This is a genomic window from Parapedobacter tibetensis (genome assembly GCF_024704835.1).
GTDB classification, from domain to species: Bacteria; Bacteroidota; Bacteroidia; order Sphingobacteriales; family Sphingobacteriaceae; genus Parapedobacter; species Parapedobacter tibetensis.
Map to the genome: position 1 here is coordinate 144,451 of NZ_JAMXBE010000015.1, position 22,325 is coordinate 166,775.

Sequence of the window (22,325 nt, forward strand, 5' to 3'; positions counted from 1 at the left end):
ATGGGTATAAATAATGTAAAATAATAAAACCGGCATAATAGCCGGTTTTATAGCTCCTGAAGCTGGGCTCGAACCAACGACCCTCTGATTAACAGTCAGGTGCTATAAGCTTCTGAACTACTGAGGAGCTTGTTTTATTAATTTGAAAATGAGTTAGTTATCATTCAGATTTCTCATTCCCATTTTTACTCTTTTTAATCCTGTAAAGTATTTGTAAAGTACTTTGCAAAAATTAGAACGAGTTCCTACTATCATTATGCATTCTTGCAGAAACTGCCGCGAAAATACAGCTAAGAATTAAATTCTGCAAATTTTTGCTAAAAGCAGATTAGATTTTTTGTTACCGATTAAGAAAGGTACCCTCATTCTTAAACACCGGTGATGAAAGGTTATCATGCCGAGGTAAAAAGTCATCCATATAAAATGGTTGCGGTTGCTTTTTGGGGTATGGGAATCTGGTTGCACATTCCGTTGCTTGCGTTAACGGGTGCAATTATGTTTGGACATTCGGCCATGGACAGGATCTTTGGCTACGGACTAAAATTTTGGGACAATTTTAAAAACACTCATTTGGGGTGGATTGGCAAAATAGATTAACTTGACTCGTGGAGCAGATCGTTTACAGCAATTCGGTGGCGCGTGGGTATTTTTTTTACGTTACAGATAACCATCGAATTGCTGCACTTCGAAATGACGATGTTTGTGCCGCCATATTTTAGCAACGCTTTCGCGCCTCACTCCACCGCATATACCGCCACATCGATTTCTGAAAGCCTGAAATACCCGAACGCGTAGTTCTCCGCAGTGGTTTGGTTAACGATGTTTCCACGGATATTGGCCGGCGGCGTGCTGAACGGATTGTCGCCCGCACTCGATAGAATCAGTGCCATGAAGTTGTAGAACTGCCGGGAGATACCCAATAAACGCATCCGTATTTCGTCTCCACTGCTGAGCTCCTCGTGTATAAATGATTGGAACAGTTCGTTGCCTTCTGCATACTGATTGTCCAGTAGCGCGTATTGCGGGAAACGCTCAAGGTCAGTCATGAGTTCTGTAAAATAAAAATGCTCCGCTTCACCGTCGTCGTTGAAGTAAAACCGCACCTCGATGTTGTCGCCAAAAATATCCAGCACCCGTTGCTCCGCACGGCTAATCTCGGGTACAGGCACCAGCGTCTCGGTGGCGGTATATGTCTGGTCGCCAACGACCACTTCCAGTTCATACACCCCGTTGAGCTCGGGCACAAAATCCGCGCATACATACTCGCCCGTACCGGGGTTTTCCACAAAATCAAACCGCTGGCCGGCCGCGTTGCTGACCGACACCGTAGCCCCGGACACCGGTGGCACTTCCGCCGCGTAATAGTCGGTAGTGGTGCTCAGTTTAATTTTTTGGGTTGCGCCGTCGGTACCCTTTTCCCAAGTGAGGGTCGCATCGATCACCAGCCGGGATTCGGTCTCATCCAGATCCACATCAATCACTTCCTCACAGCCGACAAACGATGCCGTGATAAGAAGGGAAAAAAAGATTTGCAAAAATGATTTTACATGCATAACTATCCGTTTAAAACTTAAAATTGTAAGAAACACTGGGAATGATGCCAAAGATGGAAAGCCGGGTCGCCTCGTTGATGCCCGTCTCCTCATTGGTCGCAAACTGGATGGAAGCTGCATTCATCCGGTTGTAAACATTATAAATACTGAACACCCACTCACCTTGCCAGCGTTTTTTCCGGTTAGGTTTGGGAACGAATGTGGCAGCCACATCCAAGTGGTGATAGATAGGCAGTCGGTTATTGTTCCGTGCGCCGTAATTGGGAATGGTGATCTCCCCGAGCTGGTACTGTCCGTCGGGAAAGGTAACCGGCTGTCCGGATTGCAAGGTGAAATTGGCCGCAAACGACCACTTGTCACTCAGTTCGTAAACACTGGTAATGACCAGGTCGTGCAGCTTGTCATACGGCGACAAGTACCATTCGCCGTTGGCAATCCCCGATTCCTCAGGCGTGTGGCCGGGTGTCCGCTGCTCAGCGCGCGATAACGTGTAGGCAACCCATCCGGTGAGTCGCCCGGTATTTTTGCGAAGCAGGAACTCCCACCCCATCGAGCGGGCCTCCCCGTTGAGGATCACCTGTTCGATATTGTTGTTGGCAATCAGTTTGGCGCCGTCCACGTAGTCGATGCGGTTTTGGACGCTTTTGTAGAACGCTTCGGTCTCAATGGTATAGGCATTGTCTGCGAAGTTTTTGAAATAGCCCAGCGCCACCTGATCCAGCAATTGTGGTTGGACAAACGGCCCGCTGGGCGTCCAGACGTTGATCGGTGTGGGCGACTGGGTGTTGGCCAGCAGGTGCAGGTACTGCGTCATTCGATTGTAGCTGGCCTTCAGTGAGGTGTTGTCATCCAGCGCATACGACAACCCGACCCTCGGCTCCAGGTTGTTGAACGAAGCAATTTGCTCCCCGTGGCCATAGTGCGTGGCCCCGGTGGGTACCCCGCTTTCGTAAATCCCGAACACCGGGTTGAAGACCACAGCCTGATTGTTTTCATACTGGTTGACGATCTCCCGACCGTACCGGTAAAACAGGCTGTAGCGCAGGCCATACCGGACGGAAAGCTTTTCCGAAAGCGTGTGTTCCACATCGATGTACGCCGAAGGTTCCAGGGCATACTTTTTATCCAATTGCGTGAAATTGATGATCGATGCGGGGCCGCTGGGCTCCAGCGTGCCGGGGTTGAAATCGTAATACACGGCATTAGCCCCGTACTGCAGACTGAGATCACTAGAAAAGCGGTGCGAAAAATCGTATTTCACCCCATAGCTTTCAATGGCATTGTCCCAGATAAAATCAGCGAAATCCAGTTCTAGGCCGAAGCGGTAATCACTATAAAACGTGGAGAGGTCGGCCGTCAGGTTATCGGAAAACCGATGCCGCCAGCGCAGGTTGACCATTGCGTTTCCGAAGGAGCTGAAAAACAGATCATTGATATCAAACACATCGCGCCCGTAGTAGCCCGACAAATACAGGGAATTGTTCGCGTTGAGCCGGTAGTTGAGCCTGGTGTTGAGGTCGTAGAAATAGCCGGAACTCTGCTCGCCGGCCAGTTTCAGGAACAGGTGCGCATAGGAGCTCCGCCCCGCGAGCAAGAACGACCCCCTGTCTTTTTCGATCGGTCCTTCGACCGTCAGCCTACTGGATATCAATCCGACGCCACCACTTATGCGATAATCGCGGTAATCGCCGGTCTTTTGATGCGCATCCAGGATGGAGGAAACCCGGCCGCCGAACTTGGAAGGGATGCCGCCTTTGTAGAGCTCCAAACCGCTAAGGGCATCGGCATTGAACACCGAAAAGAAACCAAACAGATGAGAATCACCATAAATAGGAGCTCCGTCGAGCAACAGCAGGTTCTGGTCTACCGCCCCACCCCGCACATTGAACCCCGAGGATCCCTCGCCCGCGTTGGTGACACCCGGCAACTGCATGAGCGATTTGAGCGGGTCGGCCTCACCTAGTACCACCGGTGTGCGTTTTATCTGCTCAATCGAAAGGCGGTTCATGCTCATCTGCGGCTTTTTGATCTCGGCGATCTGCTTCCGCTTTTCGGTAACCACCACTTCGTCCAGTGTCTCACTATCCGCTGAAAGCGTGTAGTTTTTCACCACATTGTCATGGAGCCAAACCTGCTCTCCCGTATCCAGATAGCCCATATGGCTGATTTGTAGTGTATAGTGTCCATCAGGCAGACGGACGGAAAATCGTCCGTTTTCATCGGCAGAGACGGAAGAACGCCTTTCTTTAATGGAAACATTGGCACCCGGCAGCGGACGGCCCTGCTCGTTGGAAACGACGCCGGACAACGTATAGGTTTCCTGCCTATTGCTGGGAATAGGTTTTACGGTAATGTTCTGGCCCCGGCGGCCGAACGTATAACCCGACTTTCTTTCCAGTTCGGTAAGCGTCGCTTCGATGTTGTTTGGAGCGATGGTGATGCTGAATCCCATCTTTCCCGAGATGTCCAGCTTGTTGTCGTAGGCAAATTTATAGTCGCTGTGGGCTTCAATCGTCTTGAAGAGCTGTTGAAGACTGGGGTTATTCAGGGTGATGCTGTTTTTCTGTGCTCGGCTGGGGCTTAAAAACATGAGAGAAAACAGGCAGATAAAACTAAATTTCATTTTTTACGTACTTGGACTATGATGGATAATTTTTCGGCAATTCTATTTATTGTTTGTGCGTGAGTCCGATTTCCTTTCGTAGGGTGTCGGTGTGGGAGCCCATATCGTAAATCGTGGTGATGGTCTTGATGATATTGTCCAACGGTTCATTTTTGCGTACACGCATGGTTACCCTTTCCTCGAGCATCCCGGAGTCGCCGGTTACTGTATAACCATAGACCTTTTGTATATAGGATGCGATTTCCGCAAGGCTTGCCTTTTCAAAATCGACGTATAGCGGTGCGGCACGTCGTTGGGTACGGAAGCGGAGCACCTCGACTTTTGCACCGCGGCACACAAAGAGTTCGCCCGGTGACAGCACCCAATCCTGCTCCATGCCTTCCACTTCCATTTTTACGCTTCCTTCATACAGTGCCACTTCGATGCTCCCATCGACGAGGCTTTTCACATTGAACGAGGTACCCAGCACTATGGTCGTGGTGCGATTACTGACCACACTGAACGGAGCGTGTTCGTTTTTTGCGACTTCAAAGTAAGCCTCGCCTTCCAGTTTCAGGGTTCTATTCTGATGGAAGTTTTCCGCATATTGTAGCTTCGAGCCGGGTAACAGGTTGACGACAGATTGATCGGGCAGGGTAAACGGATGGATGGTGCTTTCCGTGTTTTCCACTGACCGGAAATCGCACTCGGATCCGGCATTGATCACCAGTTGCATGGAAGCAACCAGCAATATCACTGCGACTGCGGCGGCAGCGAAATGTCTCCAATGGGTTTTCAGCGAGAAGACCTTTGCAGGCTTTTTGTCAAAGGCTTTGGCGGCGAAGCGTTCCCAGGAGGTTTCTGCCTCCTCCTGCCGCTGCGCGGGGTAATCGGCGCGCCAAAGTCTATTGAGGTATTCTTTCAATTTCATAGCTCAAGGTTGCTCTACTGTACAATAACTTACATGAATATCCATTTGCATCCAAAAACCGGATTACCTGTTCAGCAATCCCGCCTTCGGATTCGATGCGCAGAATTTTGTCAACGTCTTCCAGATCGAATGTGACCCTGCCGTCCGCGACCATGGGCTTCAGCGATTTCGAAAGGGCTTCAGCCTGCCCGGAATCGGACACGTCGGTCTTGAAAATTTCAACTACCATATCAATTTTGATTATTCTTACGAACACCTGACAACCGGGATTTGAAAAGTTCCCAATCGCTTGTTGAAATTTAATGATTTATTAACATAGGTTCCTCCTGGAGCTATAGGTTGAACCCGTTATCGCTCCCAAGACGAAGCTTCGTTTCGGGCGTTCTCTTTTAAAAACTTGGTGGCCAGGTAAAGGTGATTGGCAATGGTTTTGGGTGAAAGTCCGGTAAGCGCCTCGATTTCCTTGTAGGAGTGACCATTTATCTTGTGCAAGATAAAAATCTGCTCCTGTTTTTCCGGAAGCTTTTTTATAAGCCTTTCGAGGGTGGCGCGGCGCGCTGTTTCCAACGCCTCACCAGAGGTGTTTTCATCGGCTTCCAAAAAGAAATCGAACGTGTCTGTGGCCATATTTCGCTTTTCCTTTTTGATATGGTTCAGGATAATGTTCTTGCATATCACGAAGAGCTGTTTATCCAGCAAGACACCCTCTTTGAGCAGTTCCCGATTTTTATACAGCTTCAGGAATGTTTCGTGCACAAAATCTTCGGGGGATAGCAAGCTGAAGTTGAACTTTCTTCCGATCCCGATAAGCTTGGGATAATACCGTAAATACAGTTCTTTGTACACGGTCTGATCGCCCGTTTTTAGTTTTTTTATAAATGCCGTATTGTTGTTGGGGTTCTGTTGCATGCCTGATGGATATTACCCATTTCATTGACACAAATAGGCTGCGAAAGTTACGGACTTTTTTTCTGTATACCTTCCTTCGCCGCTTGTCGGGTGCACGACCAAGAGACGTTTTCGAATCCCGTGTTTGGCAGACACGCTTTAACATTACCTAAAGACTTTTGGCGATAAACCGAATTTTGCCTTGAATAGCCGGGGGAAATAGTACGGCGAATCGAATCCGGTTTGGTAGCCTATTTCCTTGATGGTCATGTTGGTGCATTACCGTCCGTGTTATCCAAGTCCGCGTGCTGAGGTAAGGATCATCAATAGCTTTTTCATATCCAAGTGAGCATCAAAAAAGGTGCAATGTTTGACCCGATCGAGAAAGGTTACCATAATTTAACAAATCTGCAACCGATAACGATAATTTCAGGCTTTTCGCTGGCCAGGGCACTGCCATTGTTTCCGTTTTCAGCTTCCTTGAGGCTCGTTCCACCGCAGCGTCACCAAAAAGCTGGCACACCATACGCGGCTTCCTTTGTTACCGCTCAGGGGCATTTAATTAGTTCTTGCACCGTCATCGTGTTGACCAAAGGACACAAATATCGAAGCAGTATTAAGCAGCCACTTTTATTTTACTTAACCTTAACGATACATTCCATTAATCTCAAATTGGGATTATTGTACTATGGTATCTTTCTTGTTGCTGGCGTGCTTCCAACTGTTGATTTTCGTTTTCATCCTGCTTAAATTCCCGTTGAAGGAAGGAAGCGACCGGTTCCTGCTGTTGATCGCCATCGGCGGCACGCTGGCCTTGCTGTCCAAACTGGTTTTCTACCAGCTGGACGTCAATGCGGACAATAACCTGCTGTATACCATCTCTTCCACACTGTGTTTCGCGGCAATGTCCCACCTTTTCAGCGTGGAGGTTTTCACCGGCAAGCGGTCCAAGGTGATCACCATCGTCCTGCACCTTGTCCCCTATGGCTTTTCGCTGTGTTATTTCGGCTACGAGGTCATCCGGATCTCCGGCGGCCCCCTTATGGACTTGCAGGAAATCAGGCTGGTGGCTGCCGTTGAGAATTACATGCGCACGGTATCGCTCCTGATCTATTTGGCACTCGACCTCCGCCTATTCATCCTCCACCGACAAGCCGTGCAGGCCAGGTACCGGACCGTGAACGGCAGCCTGTCCCTCTACTTCACCGTCCACAAGCTATTGCTCCTGCTGTTGATTGGGGTATCCATGCTCAATTCCGTGCAGGTTAATGGGACCATCCTGTTCCTCGGCCTGATTTCCATGCCGGTGGTGGTCTTTGCCATCATGCATTACAAGATCTTCGTGGGCATGAAAGCGGCCCTCGAGGAGAAAGACGGGCGGCAATTGGATTTCCTGTCCAGAAGCAATGCTTCCAAATACGCAAAATCCAACCCCGATGACGAGCGGTACGAGGAATACAAGGCCCGGATCCTTAGTTACCTAGAACGCGAAAAACCTTTTCTCGACCTCGATTTCTCGCTCCAGCACCTGGCCGAAGCGTTGGACCTTTCCAATCATGATGTTTCCATCACCCTCAATAGCAGAATGGACACGACATTTTACCAATTGGTCAATACGGCCCGGGTGGAGCACTTTCTCCAGCATAGTGAAGCCGTGCTCCATGGCGAGAAGACCATCCTCGCCGCGGCCTACGAAAGCGGCTTCAATTCCAAGTCCACGTTCAACAAATATTTCAAGATGGTGACCGGTGAATCACCGCGCGAATTCCTTAAACGTCGTAGCATGGATGATTTAAGGATTTCATAACAATTACTTAATCAACCACAATATATTGCATGTCAATCAATTACAACTAAACTAATCGCCCGGATGTCTCTCCCGATTGGCTCGGATGTTTGCTTGCGGGGGTCTTGCCTCCTTTGTACCACAAATCATTCAGTTGTAACATGAAAACACCGTTATCCTTTTTATTGCTGTTGCTTGCTACCGTGTTCACGGCGCAAGCGCAGCGCCCCTCGGGCAAAATCATCGGTTCAGTGGCCGATGGAAATGGTAAACTTCCGGGTGCATCCGTCAAGCTGCTTGGCGTCAATCTTGGCAGAAGCACCGATCTCAATGGCCTGTTTTCCATCGCCAATATCCCCGTGGGCGATTATTCGCTTGCGGTTTCTTACATCGGCTATGAACATCACACGCAACAGGTTTCCATCGCCGCGGGTGAAACAGTCGATCTTGGAACGGTCATGCTCAATAACACATCTGGCACCGCGCTGGAGGAGGTGACCATTACCGGCACACTGGCCACCAGCCAAGCCAAGGCTTATAACATCCAGAAAGCTTCTTCCGCCATCGTGAACGTTATCGCTTCGGACGTCATCGGCAAGCTGCCCGACCGGAACGCCGCGGAGGCCGTGCAGCGCATCCAGGGAGTAGCCATCGAACGGGACCATGGCGAGGGCCGTTATGTCACCGTACGCGGCACGCCGCTCCAATGGAATTCGACATTGATTAATGGGGATCGCATGCCCACCTCGGAAGGTACTTCCGACAATTCGCAGGGAACACGCACTTCCCCGCTGGACATCTTTCCCTCGGAGATGATCGAGTATGTGCAGCTGGCCAAGGCCATCACCCCGGATATGGAGGGCGATGCTATCGGCGGATCTGTCAACTTCATCACGCGTACCGCCCCCGCACAGCGTATTTTGAAAGTGACCGGTGCCGGGGGATACAACAATCAGGCGGAAAAGGGTATATACAGCGGCTCGTTGCTTTACGGAGACCATTTCTTCGACCGCAAGTTGGGGCTGATGGTGTCGGGTTCCTACTGGCAACGCAATTGGGGGACAGACAACTTCGAAATGGTATACGACCAGCAGGACCAAGCCGTGAACGAGCTCCAGCTCCGGGATTACATTGGCCAACGACGGACGTACGGAATCAACACAGGCTTGGAGTATAAGGTCAACGCCGACCACAAGCTCTTCCTGCGGGGCATATATACCGATTTCCAGGATGACGAAACGGCGTATGAACACCTCTTCAATTTCCCGGAAAGCCAGTTCGACCTGCGCCGTAGAAGGGGGATCATAGGTATCAATCTATCCGGCGGGGAGCTTGGCGGCAATCACCATAGCACCGGTGGCCGCCTGCAGGTGGACTGGAAGGTATCCACCTATACCACCGACATGGAGACCCGCAAACCCAAGGGATCCGAGGCCGCCAGCGGTGTCTACCAGATGGCGTATTTCTCCGCGCCTGTATCGTTCGGCAACCTCACTGTAGATGGAAAGAAATACCTGGATATCGATGCACCCGATGGTTATCAGGGGGATCACTATACTCGGGTATTGCCCCATCTGTCCAGTCCGGTCCCGGCCGAGCAGATGTACCTGTCACAATTGCTGGCTTTGGAGACTGCCAGCTTCGAGCGTGACCGCTCCGCCCAGCTGGACCTGACCCTGCATCCCAGCAGCAGCCTGCAACTGAAAGTAGGGGGCAAGTACAAAAAAAAATACCTCGAACGGGGGAGCCCGATGGACATCTATGTTCACCTTGGGGCGGCCATGGGCAATCCCAGCTACACTTCCAATTACCAAACGGAGTCTTTCCCCAGCCATGGGGGCTTCCTCAGTGAGCTCGATCGGCCTTACGATGGGGTGTTGGTAGACGCCATCACCTTGGATCAATTGGACAAGTTGTTTGCGCCGGATGCGTTGGCCGATCCACTCTACTACCACCTGACCATGGACGAAAAGAACCCCGACACCGCGCCATCCTACTACTCCGGCAATGAAAATGTCGCCGCGGCGTATATCATGGGTGATTATAAGCTGACGGATCAGCTTGCTCTTATTGGCGGGGTGCGCTATGAGTACACAAAGTTGAAGTATGATGGCAATGAAGTGGTCCGCGGCGGCACTGCAGCGGACCCGACCACTGAAATCAACCCGGTAAGCAACGAAAGCGACTTCAGTGCCTTCCTGCCCATGCTGCACCTCAAGTATAGCCCGCTTGCTAACCTGAACCTGCGCGCCGCTTACACCCGTACTTTTGCACGGGCAAATTTCGCCGACCTCAACCCTACGGAAAGCGTCAACCTGATATTCTCGCCACCCATGATCTCACGGGGAAACATCAGCCTGAAACCCACATTTGCCAACAACTTCGACCTGATGGGAGAGTATTTCTTCCATGATATCGGCGTGGTCAGCGTGGGGGCTTTCTACAAGCAACTGGAAAATGTCATCTACAGTGCCCAGACCTTCCAGACGATCGACGGTGTGCTGTACCGTGTAACGCAACCGGAAAATTCGGAAAGCGGATGGCTGGCGGGCTTCGAGACCGGCATATCCAAGCGATTGTCTTTCCTCCCCGGATTCTGGGGTGGTTTTGGTGTGGAAGCCAACTACACCTACACCACATCCGAGATGAATGTGCCTCGCTTTGCGGAAGATGGAAACGGCGAAATCGTCCAGACCATCGCCACCGAAGTGCTGCCCAACCAATCCAAGCACATCTTCAATGCCGCGCTGTTTTATGAGCGCGATGCGCTGATGATCCGTCTGGCGGGCAACTACAAGGGCGAAGCGCTGGCTTTGGTACAGGGCAATCCGGAAAATTACCGTTGGTATGACCGCAATTTCACCGTGGACGTGTCCGCCTCCTATCGGTTTAACCGGAAACTAACCCTCTTCCTGGAGGTCAACAACCTGACCAACGAACAGCTGCGCTATTACCAGGGCAACCGCAACCGGCCTGAGCAACTGGAATTTTATTCCGTTCGGGGGTTGGTGGGACTAAATTACCAATTGTTTTAAACAAGCATATATATCAAATCAATGAAGAGCAACAAAATATGGCTAGCTACCGGGATGGTCCTTGTGGTTATCGGCTGCGGCCGTCGTGGAGAATTACCCCCAAAGGAAATCACATTGCAGGAAGCCTACAGGGCAGAGCGCACAGGCAATTCCTACCGGCTTCAGCTTCCGGCAAATGGTTTCCATAAAATCTTTCAAAGTGACTCTACGTTAGTTTTTGATTGGGGCCACCCCCGTATTGAAACGGCAGATACATTGGTAGAGCTCCCGGTACAGGGGGAGCGGACATTCTTCGCCATCGTTTCGATAGCGGGGGACACCACGATCGTTTCCGAGCGGAAGATCGCTGTGGCTGGCCCTGCGAACCTACGGGATATCGGTGGACTGAAAACTGACGACGGAAGAACCGTGAGATGGGGTCGGTTTTACCGGTCGGATAAGCTATCGGAATTGACAGATGCCCAATTCGGCTATTTCAACGCATTGGGCATCCGCAAGGTGATCGATCTGCGTATGGTCGATGAGATCGAGGCGGAGCCCGACCACCTCCCCGCCGGATTGGAGCCATTGCATTTATCCATATTCGACGACCAACACGCCGCGGCTTTTGCCGGTGTACAGGAAAAAATCACCAACGGGCAATTGACGGTGGCGGATGCAAAGCGCCTGCTGGTGGAAGCCAACGCTGCCTTTGCCACAATTTATGCCCCTAAATTCAAACAGGTCGTCCGGGAAACTATGGACGCCGACGGCCCTGTATTGTACCATTGCACAGCGGGGAAAGACCGTACAGGCTTCACCACGGCACTGATCCTCTCCATCCTGGGAGTGGACCGGCAAACCATCATGGACGAATACCTGATGACCAACTACTATACACACGAATCCATGACGGGGTCTTTGGACAAAGCCAACTGGGGCAGTATGCTTAAAGCGGATCTCGACCCCGAGGTCGTCATCCCCTTGCTGATAGTGGATGAAACGTATCTGCAGGCCGCATTTGATGCCATCGACCGTGAATATGGAGGAATGGACGAATACCTACGGAACCAGATCGGGATTACCGACTCGCTGAAACAGGTTTACCGCCAACGGTTCACCTACGGCCCAAACCCGCAGCTGTCCCCGGTATTTTGATAACATTAAGTTAATACGAATGTGGATATTTTTATACGGTATAAATAATCAGGGTAAAAACCATGTCAGGAAAAGCCATATGAACAACATATAGCAAACTGGCTTATGGCAATGACANAAGTTAATACGAATGTGGATATTTTTATACGGTATAAATAATCAGGGTAAAAACCATGTCAGGAAAAGCCATATGAACAACATATAGCAAACTGGCTTATGGCAATGACAGTGTTTGCAAAAGCATCTTTGACTACCATATCTTGGACCACACCGAGTTACGCTGCAGATTGTCATTTACATAAAACTCCAATAAATCCAATACCATGACAAGAGCATCCAAAATGATTCAAACTCAAATATACTTTCAGAAAGGTTTAAGATTGAAATCTGGAAGCTGCTTCATTCAGGTGGGCGACACAGATATACTGAGGATGAATCCTTATGCTTGTCAACCTGGGAATTCGACTTGGAATCGGGCTCCATAGGAATAATGGCTGATGCGTAGGCGTTCATCAGGGCCGATCTCGGGCAGGAAATCGCCCACTACATCTTCGGGAATTTCATAGTCGCCGGTTTCTTCCCGGCCGATATAGCGGAAGGCGCGCTGTTTTCAGACGCGAAAGAGTATGCTGGGGGTCAGGTTGTCGCCTATATATGCGAACACTTCCGTGGAAAGGGACAATTTGGCTGGGTCATTGCCCTGTCGTGCTGTCCACCGTTCGACGAATTCGCAAAAGGGGATCAGCAGTTGTTCATCCAGTTCTTTCACAACGTAATCGCATAGCGTATCCTGTATGGTCCCGACATCCATAGAACGGAAGAGCTGGTCTGCGGCCAAAAGAAGAAGGCTATGGAATCGTGGCTTGGATGGGGGTTGTCCTGGTCGCTGCGCATCGGCGAGGTTTACCTGGTTGGGCCCGCCCGATAGTGACATGACCAAGGGAAAGTCCCTGTGCTCCAACAGCCGGCTGTCCGCGGCGGCGACTTTTTGGTCGGACCGGTCTTTTCTCTTATTAAAGGCGATGACCTGCATTTTGAAGATTTCAATCGGTTTGGAGCGGAAGCTGTTGATATGAATAAATACTGCACCATCGGAAGGTGTTTCCAGCATCCCGAATCCTTTGTCGCGGCTGTACCATTTGACGGTTCCCAGTATCATTGCCCAATCTATCTGCCATAAAACACGGTTAATCGGTGTATAACTCGGCCTGTTCACATTATTTAAATTTAGCTTCACATTATCCTCATGTTGGCTTTGTCAATTTGGCCGCCGTTTAGCCCGTCCAGTCAGCCCGCTTCATTTGTTATGGTATAGGCGCCTTCTCCCATATTAAATTATTGTTAACAAAATCCTTGGACTTATTCCCGTTCTATTGTGCTTCGGCATTCCAACCGAGCCAGCGTAATGACGAAAACCATGTTTAGATCGATGTATGCAATGGTTTGGCAATACGTGGTTCTTAATGTTAAATAATTGTTAATATTATGTTAATTTAAAATATTAAGACTGCGTTTAACTACCACAATAAAACAGCGCTCTTGCTTCAATAATTTAATTAGATTTGCTTAAACTTAATAGCAAATTAACATGTCAAAAATTAAAATCAATAACGACCAAATCATTGGTTACTTAAACAAACGCCAGCAGGAATTGACCCATGAACTCGGTCAAGTTGGACAAGCCTTGGCTGCCCTGTCAACCCTTGGTGAGCGACACGGACCAAAGGCATTGAAGCACCTCGCTAAAGCGGAAAAGTCTATCCGGAAATCTAACAAAGTGAATGCGGCCAAGGAAAAGGAGAAAGCCAAAAAGTTGGCGGCCACAGCGAGAAGAAAGACGGGAAAAAGCATTAAAAAGGCTGTTTCCGCAACGAAACGGGATGAAACCGAGACAAACAAACCTGCCTTGGCCAATGCATTATCAAGCTCGGAGGTTAGCCCGACACCCGTAAAAGCCTCCAGGGGCGGCAGTCGACCCTCCACACCAAAACAAGCTGCCAACGAAAAAACAGCGCTTACAAAAACCAATCCCGAGGCGGATACCGTTATCGCCCCAAAGGGATAGTGTCCATATTCTTCTGGAATTATAAAGCCGGCCGCGGAGAAGGGATGGGTGCCATCCATACCCCTCATAGATGGCCCTGAATGCACCGGTGCCCCCATCCTTTTGTTTCCCATGAACCAGCATGTCTGACAAATCGATTACACCGACGGCCTGCGTCGCAAATTAAGTTTTGGAAAAAAAACGTTTCTCCATGGCCTCGTTTAATTCCTGCCTGTCAAACACCAGAAATCCATCCAGGCAATGGTTGAATTTAGGGTCCACGTTGAATGCGATGATCTTTGCCTGGAGACGCAGGTAGTGCCGTAAAAGTACAGGAAAGCGGCGGTTGGGTTTTTCGATATCCATAACCAGCCGTTCCAACGCCGAAAAGTCGGTGGGATTGCTCAACAGCGCCTCCAGGTTCATCTTCATCAGGGTGGGCTTAAACCTTTTCCGCGGCCGTATCAAATCGGCAAAGCGATGGTCATAACAGTTGCGCCGGATAAACTCCACGATCACCGAACGGGAAAACCGCGAGAAATCGCCACTGATGCTTACCGGCCCGATGAGGTAGCGGCACTGCGGATACATCTCCAAACAGCGTGCGACGCCTTTCCACAACAGGTACAGTGGCATGGCCGTTTGCTGGTATCCTTCACGTATCCAACTGCGCCCCAGCTCCATGCTTTCCTTCAGCATGGGCGTGAATGCTTTATCCATTTTGAACAACTGTGCAAGGTAAAAACCACGCTTTCCATGGCCAATGAGATAATCCTTGACATCCTGGGCATTGAACAATTTGATCTTTTCACCGAGGTCGCTGATTTTGGTCCGGTAATCCTCAAGCGTTTTATTCAGAATTTTCTTTAGGAAGGTATCCTTGATTTCCAACCCCTTGTCAGCTGGTTCTGGCTGACGAAATGTACGGTATCAATGTATTTGGTAATACTCTTCTGGCATACACTGATTTTAACATTCCACGTACCATCCAATTTCTTTTGGTGCGCTAATACTTTTGCATTTACTGTTGACATAACACGTCCTTTTCGGTTTTGAAACCTCTGGAAGCGTTCAGAATTTTTGTAAAGTATTTGTAAAGCTTTTTCCGTGGAGTTATGCAGAAAAGCATGCGGAATTCACCGTCATCACCTTAATTTTACAAGAAGCTTTCAGGGAACAAAAAGGGCGAATTATGCGTCAGCGCATAAAAAAAGCCCTTTTTTTTGATAAAAAGGGCTTTATAAAATCGGCTCCTGAAGCTGGGCTCGAACCAGCGACCCTCTGATTAACAGTCAGATGCTCTAACCAGCTGAGCTATTCAGGAGTGTTGTTTGAGCTGGTACTGGTTTTGACCGGCGCACCCCATTTTCGGGACTGCAATATTCGGAACTTTCTGTCTAAAAAGCAAAAAATATTTTAAATATTTTAAACAGCCTCCAAGAAGCAATATTAGCCTTAAATTATTACCTCATTTGCTATGAGATCCCCCTTTTTTCAAAAGTATAATTGTATGAATAAATGGGAGTCGCCTCGCCCTTCACAAGCGTATATATCATTTATTGATAACAAAACGACCTAAGCCGCGTAACAAAGTTGACCAAGAGTATACACCTTTTGGCCGCAGAGGGGTTACAGCAGGAACCCGGTCAGGATAAGGGTAGCCACTGTAAAATAGATAATCAATCCCGTTACGTCTACCAAGGTAGATACAAATGGCGCCGAGGATGAAGCCGGATCTGCACCCAACCTACGCAGGATAAAAGGAAGCATAGAGCCCACTAACGATCCCCATAGCACTACCCCTAAGAGCGACAAGCTTACTACTATTCCCACCAATAACCAATACTCTCCATAGGCTTGTGAGAATGCTTGCCAAGTATAGATGCGAATAAAACCTAATGTACCCAATATCAATCCCAGTAGCAATCCCGAAAGTATCTCCCTTCGCATCACCCGCCACCAATCAGCCAAGGTCACCTCACCCAATGCCATGGCTTGAATAATCAATGTGGATGCTTGTGAGCCGCTATTACCACCACTGGAAAGAATCAAAGGCATAAACAAAATCAATATGGCACTCGCCAACTGGCTTTCGTAATGTTCAAGCACAGTTGCTGTAATGAGTTGCCCCAAGAATAGCACGATCAACCAGCCCGCCCTTTTTTTGACTAGGTGTGCGACCGATACATCCAAGTAGGGTTCATCCAATGCCTCGGTACCGCCTATCCGTTGCATGTCTTCGGTATATTCCTCATTGGCTACCCAAAGGATGTCATCAACTGTGACGATACCCAGCATAATGCCTTGCGCATCTACTACGGGCAACGCCACCCGGTTGTTCATCCGGAAAACATTGATTGCCTCTTCCTGCGGGTCATTGGCATTCAAAGCAATCAGCCTGCTGTCAATTAAATCCTTGACTCTTGTTTCAGGGTCGGCCAATAGGATATCTCTTATACGGATGTCATCCAGAAGTTCGCCATTCTTGTCAATGACATAAAGGACGTCAATTGTTTCAGATGCCTTTCCATATTTGCGCACATGTTCCAGCACACGAGCAATTGTCCAATGTTGTTTCACCGTAATGTAGTCCGGGGTCATCAGCCGCCCTACACTATCCTCGGGGTACCCCAGCAACGCAAGCGCTTCCTTGCGGTCGGTCTGGGGCAGAAGGATGATGAGTTGCTTCACCACGTCTCCTTTCAGTTCGCTGAAAAAAGCCGTCCGGTCATCTGGAGGCATTTCGTTGATAATCTCCGATATCTTAGGGCCGGGCAGCTTCTTGAGGATACGTTCCTGGGTGGGGAAATCAAGAATGCGGAACACATTGACAGCACGATTGATGCTGAGTGTTTCGATGAATGTGGAACCATATTCCGGCAGTTCATCAATCAGCGCTTCCACGTCAGAAATATTCAACTCATCAAGGTATTCCTTGAGTTGTTGTTCATCGCCTTCGGCCAAAAGCAATTCGGTTTGTTCTACCAGCGTATCCAATTCGTCCATGGGCACTCCTCTTAATTAAAAAGTGATATTCTACATCGGTTAAATGTTTTGCTGCAAAAGTCGGCTTTTTAAATTAAAAGAACGAACGTGAAGCGACAAAAACGGGACAAAATTTGCCGATCGTTGAGTTCGCCAGTTAACCATATCGTTGCCTTGGAATTTTAAAATATCAAGTCCTTAAGAGGCGTGGTGGTAAAGGCTGGTAAAGCGTGCAAATGAGCAAAAAAATAAACAGAAATTATCGCTGTAATGGAGGCCTTCATCAAGCCGCCAAGAGGAGGTGAAGATCATGTTTCCATCCCCCTTCGATGCGCTGTCGATAGACAGCTTGTGATTCATTAGGGATCCATAATTTCGGTGTCATTCCTTAGGTGTTGAACCGATAGCTTAAGGCGCATTTTGTCAACTCCAATTTGACTGTTTATTTGCCTATCATTGGTCCGTTTTCCGGATGGCGGGAGGACGTACATATCTACATGCTCACTCGCATTATGGCACCGACTAAGTAGGCTTTTTCCAGCTTTCACTCTGACAAGAAATTCTCATAACTATTAAGGTGGCACCAAGGATAAACACGTCAATGGTAATAGCGGTCGACGATGATAAGACATAAGAATCAGGACAACATGTCAGCCAATCATTTTACTAAACTGCAGATAATCTACCTTTGGATTTGAAAGAATAGGCACGCCAATCCTCCTGATTTCTTCAAGCGTTAGACATCAGCCAAGCACATCACTTAACTAGAGAACTCAATGATCAATGTACGCTTTCATCAAAATAGGGGACGGTCAATTCCCTTTACCGTAATCAAAATAGTGTTGTACTATACCTTTGTTAAAATGAACGTCCTGTGATGAAAACAGTGGAGGGAACTCAAAAAGATAGTGTACATTAGCATGTGTTTTTAAGTATCGACACCAACTTTAAAAATTTCGAATTCTACTGTATATTTTTCGAAGAATAAACATGATGAAAAAGCATAATAATGAAAATACAAGTTATTATTAAATATTAATAATCAATATATAATATAATTTATATAAATTAATAAGTAACAATAAGGAATCGTTTTATAGTTAAGATTTACTAAAAATACTGGCAAACCAATATGAGAACTAAAATTTATACAAACTATACATTAATAATCAAATACTTAACTATATTTATATTATGTATGTATTCATATACCGTTTTTTCGCAAATTTTTAACGATGATCAGTACCCAACAAGTGTAAAATGGCGACAAATTCATACAGCGAATTTCCAAGTAATATATCCATCGACATTTGAAGATGGGGCTCAGAAATTAGCAGGGCAGCTTGAACGCATGGTGGAGCAAGTACATAAAACGCTTGGGAAAAAGCCTCGGAAAATTTCCATCATTCTACAAAATCAAACCGTCGAATCCAATGGGAATGTACAGCTTGCACCTCGCCGTTCGGAGTTTTATACCACCCCTCCGCAACAAAGCGATTTCCAGGACTGGATGAACAACCTTGCCATCCATGAACTTCGCCATGTAGTACAATTTGACAAATTGACAGGTTATCTGCGCGCTCCCTTCTTTGAGCAATTGGGGCTCGCCATTTACGGAATCACATTACCTTCCTGGTTTTTTGAAGGAGATGCCGTAATCACGGAAACCCTCCTTACCCCCAGTGGAAGAGGCCGGCTTCCCTCGTGGGAAATGCCCTTCCGAACCAATCTAATTAGTGGCAAACAATTCAGTTATCAAAAGGACTATTTAGGGTCATTAGCATCCGTCACACCAGGCTTCTATGAGTTGGGGTATTTCATGACTGCAAAGTTGCAAAGAGAGCATGGCGCAGGCATCCTCGACAGCCTGATGACACGCATGGCGAAGTTGCCCATCCGCCCTTATAATTTCAGCAATTCCTTAAAAAAATTCACAGGCCTTAACACCCGTCAGTGGCATGAAAAAACCCGTATGGAATTAACCGAAAAATGGCAGGGACAATTGGCAAAAAACAAACCGGTGGACTACCCTATTTTCCCTCATAGAAAGACTGGCAAACCGGAGAGTTGGCTATTTCCAAAAACCCTTGGCGAGGGCCGTATTATCGCTTTGCACCAAAGCGCCCAGAAGGTACCCGCGATTGTCATACTAGATTCCCTTGGCCGGCAAAAACAGGTAATAAAAACGGGGCGTCAGACCGAACCAAATTTCGCTTATGCTGCTGGAAAAATTACTTGGGATGAAATCCGCAGGCATAGTCGCTATGGCAAACGCACATACAACATCATCAATATTTACGACCTGAATACCGCGTCATACCGACAACTTACACACAGAAGCAGGTATTTTTCCCCTACACTCAGCCCTGATGGCCTACACATAATGGCCGTACAAATAGATGAAGGTAATCGTATCAGTCTCGTGCTGCTTCATGCTGAAAATGGTGAAGTAATCGCCAGATTCCCCTCGCCCGAGAATGGTCTATTACAAACACCCGCATTTAATGAAACTGGCAAAAAAGTAGTGTCCACAGGTATATACCAACAAGGGGCTACACTGATGGAATTGGACATCCGAACTGGGGTATATACGCGCCTGCTGGACTGGCAATCCCAGCAAATCGAGCGTCCTGTCTATGCAGGAGACCATATCGTTTTCAAGGCACACTACAACGGTATAGACAATATTTATGCCTTTGACCAGACAACGAGGTCCACTAGGCAACTTACCAATGCTCCGTTTGGTGCATTTAACCCATCATTCGACGGCGAAAACAAACAAATATGGTTTAACAACTATCAAATAGACGGGTATCAAATCAGCCGTGTTGGGTGGGATAATCAACGCGGTGAAAAAATTGAAAAAATTACTAATTCGCATATCAGCTATTTTAAACCCCTTTTAAGCGAAGAACATATTTTTGGGTCTATCGATACCTTTAAAACCAAGATCTTCACGTCAAAGCCTTATAAAGGCATAAAAAATCTTATCAACTTCCACAGCTTATCGGTAGATAACAGTGATTTGAGCAGCTTGGATAATATCAATCCAGGTATCTACTGGCTGTCTGACGACTTATTAAATACCTCCCAAATCCGTTTGGGGTATACCTATAATGGAGATATCAGGAGTAGCGAATACATGGCTTCGGCAGCTTACCGTCGTTTCTTTCCCAAGTTTTCCCTGGAATACCGAAACCGCGGGCAGGTGGGTGTCGCACGGATTTCAAATGACAGTGATTCGTTATTGGGTCTGCGCTGGCGTGAAAACGTGGCTACTTTCCGTATGGAAATTCCCTTGGCCTTCTACCGTCTCAACAGTGTTTATACTATGGGGTTCAACACCGCCACTTCATACACCAGCCGTTATGGCTTAAGCCAGCCTCAATTACAGAATCGGTTTATTGCACGCATTCATTTCCCTTTACATTATCAGGTTTATTTTAATCGCAATGCAAGGCGCAGCGCATTGGACCTTGCACCACGATGGGGCCAAAATTTCAGTATGACGTATCGGCATTTCCCGTTCGAGGATAGGATGTCTGGTGAGCTATTGTCATTCCGCACAGCATTCTATTTCCCTGGTCTACGGCACAATCATTCCACATTGGTACGGTTCAACTACCAACAGGGCAACGGCGCATACAACATGGCTAACGACATCCCGCTGGTAAGCGGCTACGATCAGTTGAGACCCATGCTAGTCGATAATACCCTGCTGTTCAATTACCGGTTCCCAATCGCTTACCCCGATTGGGCCATCGGCCCACTGGCCTATATCAAACGTTTCAAGGGTGGCTTTTTCGCGGATTTCCAGAATGTGCGGGCCGGAAACGCATTCCAGCCCCGCACATTCGGTATTGAATTTCGATCGGACATGAATTTACTGCGCTATTACCTACCCAATTTTGATATCGGTGCAAAACTCATTTACGCCAACGAAGCAGGCGCACAGCGGAGGGTATTTACCACCTATAGCATTAATTACAGCTATTGAGGAGGTAGTCTTGAGCTTATATCAATATGTTTACCCATAAAAAAACCGGCAGGTGCCGGTTCATCAATCAGGTAAAGTCCATTTATTCATTTATCGCTTTCACTCCCGGCAGCTCCTTGCCCTCCATGTATTCGAGCAAAGCGCCACCTCCCGTGCTAACATAACTGACGTGTTCGGTCATGCCGAATTTGCTAACCGCCGCTGCGGAATCTCCGCCACCTATCAATGAGAAGGCGCCGCGTTCTGTTGCAGCCACTACTGCATCGGCCACCGCCTTGGTACCTTTAGCAAATTTATCCATCTCAAACACACCCATTGGGCCATTCCACAAAATGGTATTGGAGGCCAAGATTACTTGGGCAAAATGCTCACCTGATTCCCTGCCAATATCAAGTCCCATCTTGTCTGCGGGAATCTCGTCATTCGGCCCGTTATAAGCCGGCGAATCCGGAGCGAACTCATCGGCAATCTGCGAATCGGTGGGCAGCACAAGATTAACCCCTTTTTCTTCCGCTTTCTTTACAAGGTCATTGGCTAAGTCCAATTTATCCAATTCAACCAAGGACTTGCCGATTTCGCCCCCACGGGCCTTGACAAACGTATACGCCATGCCTCCTCCGATAATGAGATTATCCACTTTATCCAGCAACGCCGCTATCAGTTCGAGCTTATCGGATACCTTAGCTCCACCCATGATGGCCGTGAATGGGCGTTCGGGGTTGTTTAATACCCGCTCAGCATTGCCAACCTCGGCGGCCATCAGGTATCCGAAATATTTGGCCTTTGGGAAAAATTGGACAATCACCGCCGTGGAGGCATGTGCCCGATGTGCAGTGCCGAATGCGTCGTTGACATACACATCACCAAGCGTCGCTAATTTTTCTGCAAAATCCCTGTCGCCCTTTTCCTCTTCCTTATAAAAGCGGAGGTTTTCCAAGAGAAGTACTTCGCCCGATTTCAGGGCCGCGGCCTTAGCCTTGGTTTCTTCGCCGATGCAGTCATCCGCAAATTGCACAGGTACGCCTAATACGTCCGAAAGGTGCTTGACAATATGCTTTAAAGAAAATTTTTCCGTTGGTCCCTCCTTGGGTCTACCCAAGTGTGACATGAGGATTACGCCCCCACCATCGTTCAAGATTTTCTTGATAGTGGGTGCTGCGCCCTGGATGCGATTGTCGTCTGTAATATGATAATGCTCATCAAGTGGCACATTGAAATCCACCCGTATCAATGCTTTTTTTCCTGAAAAATCTAAATTGTCTATGGTTTTCATTTTATCTATCGTGTTTATTTCATTTGGGACACAAATCTAAAACAAGAATTGGCAAAATCTAAGAAATATTGCTCATTTTATATCTTTCTTGTAT

At 48.1% G+C, this 22,325-nt stretch carries 18 protein-coding genes and 2 tRNA genes; 7 read left to right on the forward strand and 13 right to left on the reverse strand.

Annotated elements, in window-relative coordinates; all coding sequences use genetic code 11:
• Nucleotides 1-50 precede the first annotated feature (50 nt).
• Nucleotides 51-130, reverse strand: a tRNA-Asn gene (locus tag NF543_RS20605).
• 251 nt (nucleotides 131-381) lie between these two features.
• Between NF543_RS20605 and NF543_RS20610 the strand changes: the two genes are divergently transcribed.
• Nucleotides 382-597, forward strand: a complete 216-nt coding sequence (locus NF543_RS20610) for a DUF4260 family protein (protein WP_257670086.1) — start codon at nucleotides 382-384, stop codon at nucleotides 595-597.
• Between the two features lie 137 nt (nucleotides 598-734).
• Here the strand turns inward: NF543_RS20610 and NF543_RS20615 are convergent, their stop codons facing one another.
• From NF543_RS20615 to NF543_RS25590, 6 genes are all read right to left on the reverse strand, one after another.
• On the reverse strand, nucleotides 735-1,553 hold the full coding sequence (locus NF543_RS20615; protein ID WP_257670087.1) for a DUF4249 domain-containing protein: 819 nt from the start codon (nucleotides 1,551-1,553) through the stop codon (nucleotides 735-737).
• 10 nt (nucleotides 1,554-1,563) lie between these two features.
• A complete protein-coding gene (locus NF543_RS20620; RefSeq protein ID WP_257670088.1) occupies nucleotides 1,564-4,176 on the reverse strand; it encodes a TonB-dependent receptor in 2,613 nt (870 codons plus the stop codon).
• Between the two features lie 46 nt (nucleotides 4,177-4,222).
• Nucleotides 4,223-5,086, reverse strand: coding sequence for a FecR family protein (locus tag NF543_RS20625; RefSeq protein WP_257670089.1), 864 nt, complete (start codon nucleotides 5,084-5,086; stop codon nucleotides 4,223-4,225).
• Nucleotides 5,061-5,315: a hypothetical protein gene (locus tag NF543_RS20630; RefSeq protein ID WP_257670090.1), complete on the reverse strand. Its 255-nt coding sequence runs from the start codon at nucleotides 5,313-5,315 to the stop codon at nucleotides 5,061-5,063. The genes NF543_RS20625 and NF543_RS20630 overlap by 26 nt, the downstream gene beginning before the upstream one ends.
• A gap of 119 nt (nucleotides 5,316-5,434) precedes the next feature.
• Nucleotides 5,435-5,995, reverse strand: a complete 561-nt coding sequence (locus tag NF543_RS20635) for an RNA polymerase sigma factor (RefSeq protein WP_257670091.1) — start codon at nucleotides 5,993-5,995, stop codon at nucleotides 5,435-5,437.
• 144 nt (nucleotides 5,996-6,139) lie between these two features.
• On the reverse strand, nucleotides 6,140-6,244 hold the full coding sequence (locus tag NF543_RS25590) for an AraC family transcriptional regulator (protein WP_373275021.1): 105 nt from the start codon (nucleotides 6,242-6,244) through the stop codon (nucleotides 6,140-6,142).
• 75 nt (nucleotides 6,245-6,319) lie between these two features.
• On the opposite strand from NF543_RS25590, the gene NF543_RS20640 reads away from it, so the two are divergent.
• From NF543_RS20640 to NF543_RS20655, 4 genes are all read left to right on the forward strand, one after another.
• Entirely contained in the window at nucleotides 6,320-6,724 is a 405-nt protein-coding gene (locus NF543_RS20640) for a hypothetical protein (protein ID WP_257670092.1), read from the forward strand.
• Complete coding sequence (locus NF543_RS20645) at nucleotides 6,663-7,781, forward strand: AraC family transcriptional regulator (protein WP_257670093.1); 1,119 nt, start codon at nucleotides 6,663-6,665, stop codon at nucleotides 7,779-7,781. The genes NF543_RS20640 and NF543_RS20645 overlap by 62 nt, the downstream gene beginning before the upstream one ends.
• A 140-nt stretch (nucleotides 7,782-7,921) precedes the next feature.
• A complete protein-coding gene (locus tag NF543_RS20650) occupies nucleotides 7,922-10,795 on the forward strand; it encodes a TonB-dependent receptor (RefSeq protein WP_257670094.1) in 2,874 nt (957 codons plus the stop codon).
• Nucleotides 10,796-10,816: 21 nt separating this feature from the next.
• Complete coding sequence (locus tag NF543_RS20655; RefSeq protein ID WP_257670095.1) at nucleotides 10,817-11,932, forward strand: tyrosine-protein phosphatase; 1,116 nt, start codon at nucleotides 10,817-10,819, stop codon at nucleotides 11,930-11,932.
• 610 nt (nucleotides 11,933-12,542) lie between these two features.
• Here the strand turns inward: NF543_RS20655 and NF543_RS20660 are convergent.
• Nucleotides 12,543-13,169 (reverse strand): cold-shock protein, encoded by a 627-nt coding sequence (locus NF543_RS20660; RefSeq protein ID WP_257957540.1) that lies wholly within the window; start codon nucleotides 13,167-13,169, stop codon nucleotides 12,543-12,545.
• A gap of 351 nt (nucleotides 13,170-13,520) precedes the next feature.
• On the opposite strand from NF543_RS20660, the gene NF543_RS20665 reads away from it, so the two are divergent.
• Nucleotides 13,521-13,997, forward strand: coding sequence for a hypothetical protein (locus NF543_RS20665; RefSeq protein ID WP_257670097.1), 477 nt, complete (start codon nucleotides 13,521-13,523; stop codon nucleotides 13,995-13,997).
• 162 nt (nucleotides 13,998-14,159) lie between these two features.
• On the opposite strand, the gene NF543_RS20670 is transcribed toward NF543_RS20665, so the two are convergent.
• From NF543_RS20670 to mgtE, 4 genes are all read right to left on the reverse strand, one after another.
• Complete coding sequence (locus NF543_RS20670) at nucleotides 14,160-14,867, reverse strand: GNAT family N-acyltransferase (RefSeq protein WP_257670098.1); 708 nt, start codon at nucleotides 14,865-14,867, stop codon at nucleotides 14,160-14,162.
• The gene (locus NF543_RS20675; protein WP_257670099.1) at nucleotides 14,843-15,010 is read right to left on the reverse strand and encodes a hypothetical protein; all 168 of its coding nucleotides are present in this window, start codon (nucleotides 15,008-15,010) and stop codon (nucleotides 14,843-14,845) included. Before NF543_RS20675 ends, NF543_RS20670 begins: the two co-directional genes overlap by 25 nt.
• 216 nt (nucleotides 15,011-15,226) lie before the next feature.
• Nucleotides 15,227-15,300: transfer RNA gene (locus NF543_RS20680), tRNA-Asn, on the reverse strand.
• A 305-nt stretch (nucleotides 15,301-15,605) separates the two neighbouring features.
• A complete protein-coding gene (gene mgtE / locus NF543_RS20685) occupies nucleotides 15,606-16,982 on the reverse strand; it encodes a magnesium transporter (RefSeq protein ID WP_257670100.1) in 1,377 nt (458 codons plus the stop codon).
• A 1,177-nt stretch (nucleotides 16,983-18,159) separates the two neighbouring features.
• On the opposite strand from mgtE, the gene NF543_RS20690 reads away from it, so the two are divergent.
• Nucleotides 18,160-20,958 (forward strand): hypothetical protein, encoded by a 2,799-nt coding sequence (locus NF543_RS20690; RefSeq protein ID WP_257670101.1) that lies wholly within the window; start codon nucleotides 18,160-18,162, stop codon nucleotides 20,956-20,958.
• An 82-nt stretch (nucleotides 20,959-21,040) separates the two neighbouring features.
• On the opposite strand, the gene NF543_RS20695 is transcribed toward NF543_RS20690, so the two are convergent.
• Nucleotides 21,041-22,231, reverse strand: a complete 1,191-nt coding sequence (locus tag NF543_RS20695; RefSeq protein WP_257670102.1) for a phosphoglycerate kinase — start codon at nucleotides 22,229-22,231, stop codon at nucleotides 21,041-21,043.
• Between the last annotated feature and the right edge of the window lie 94 nt (nucleotides 22,232-22,325).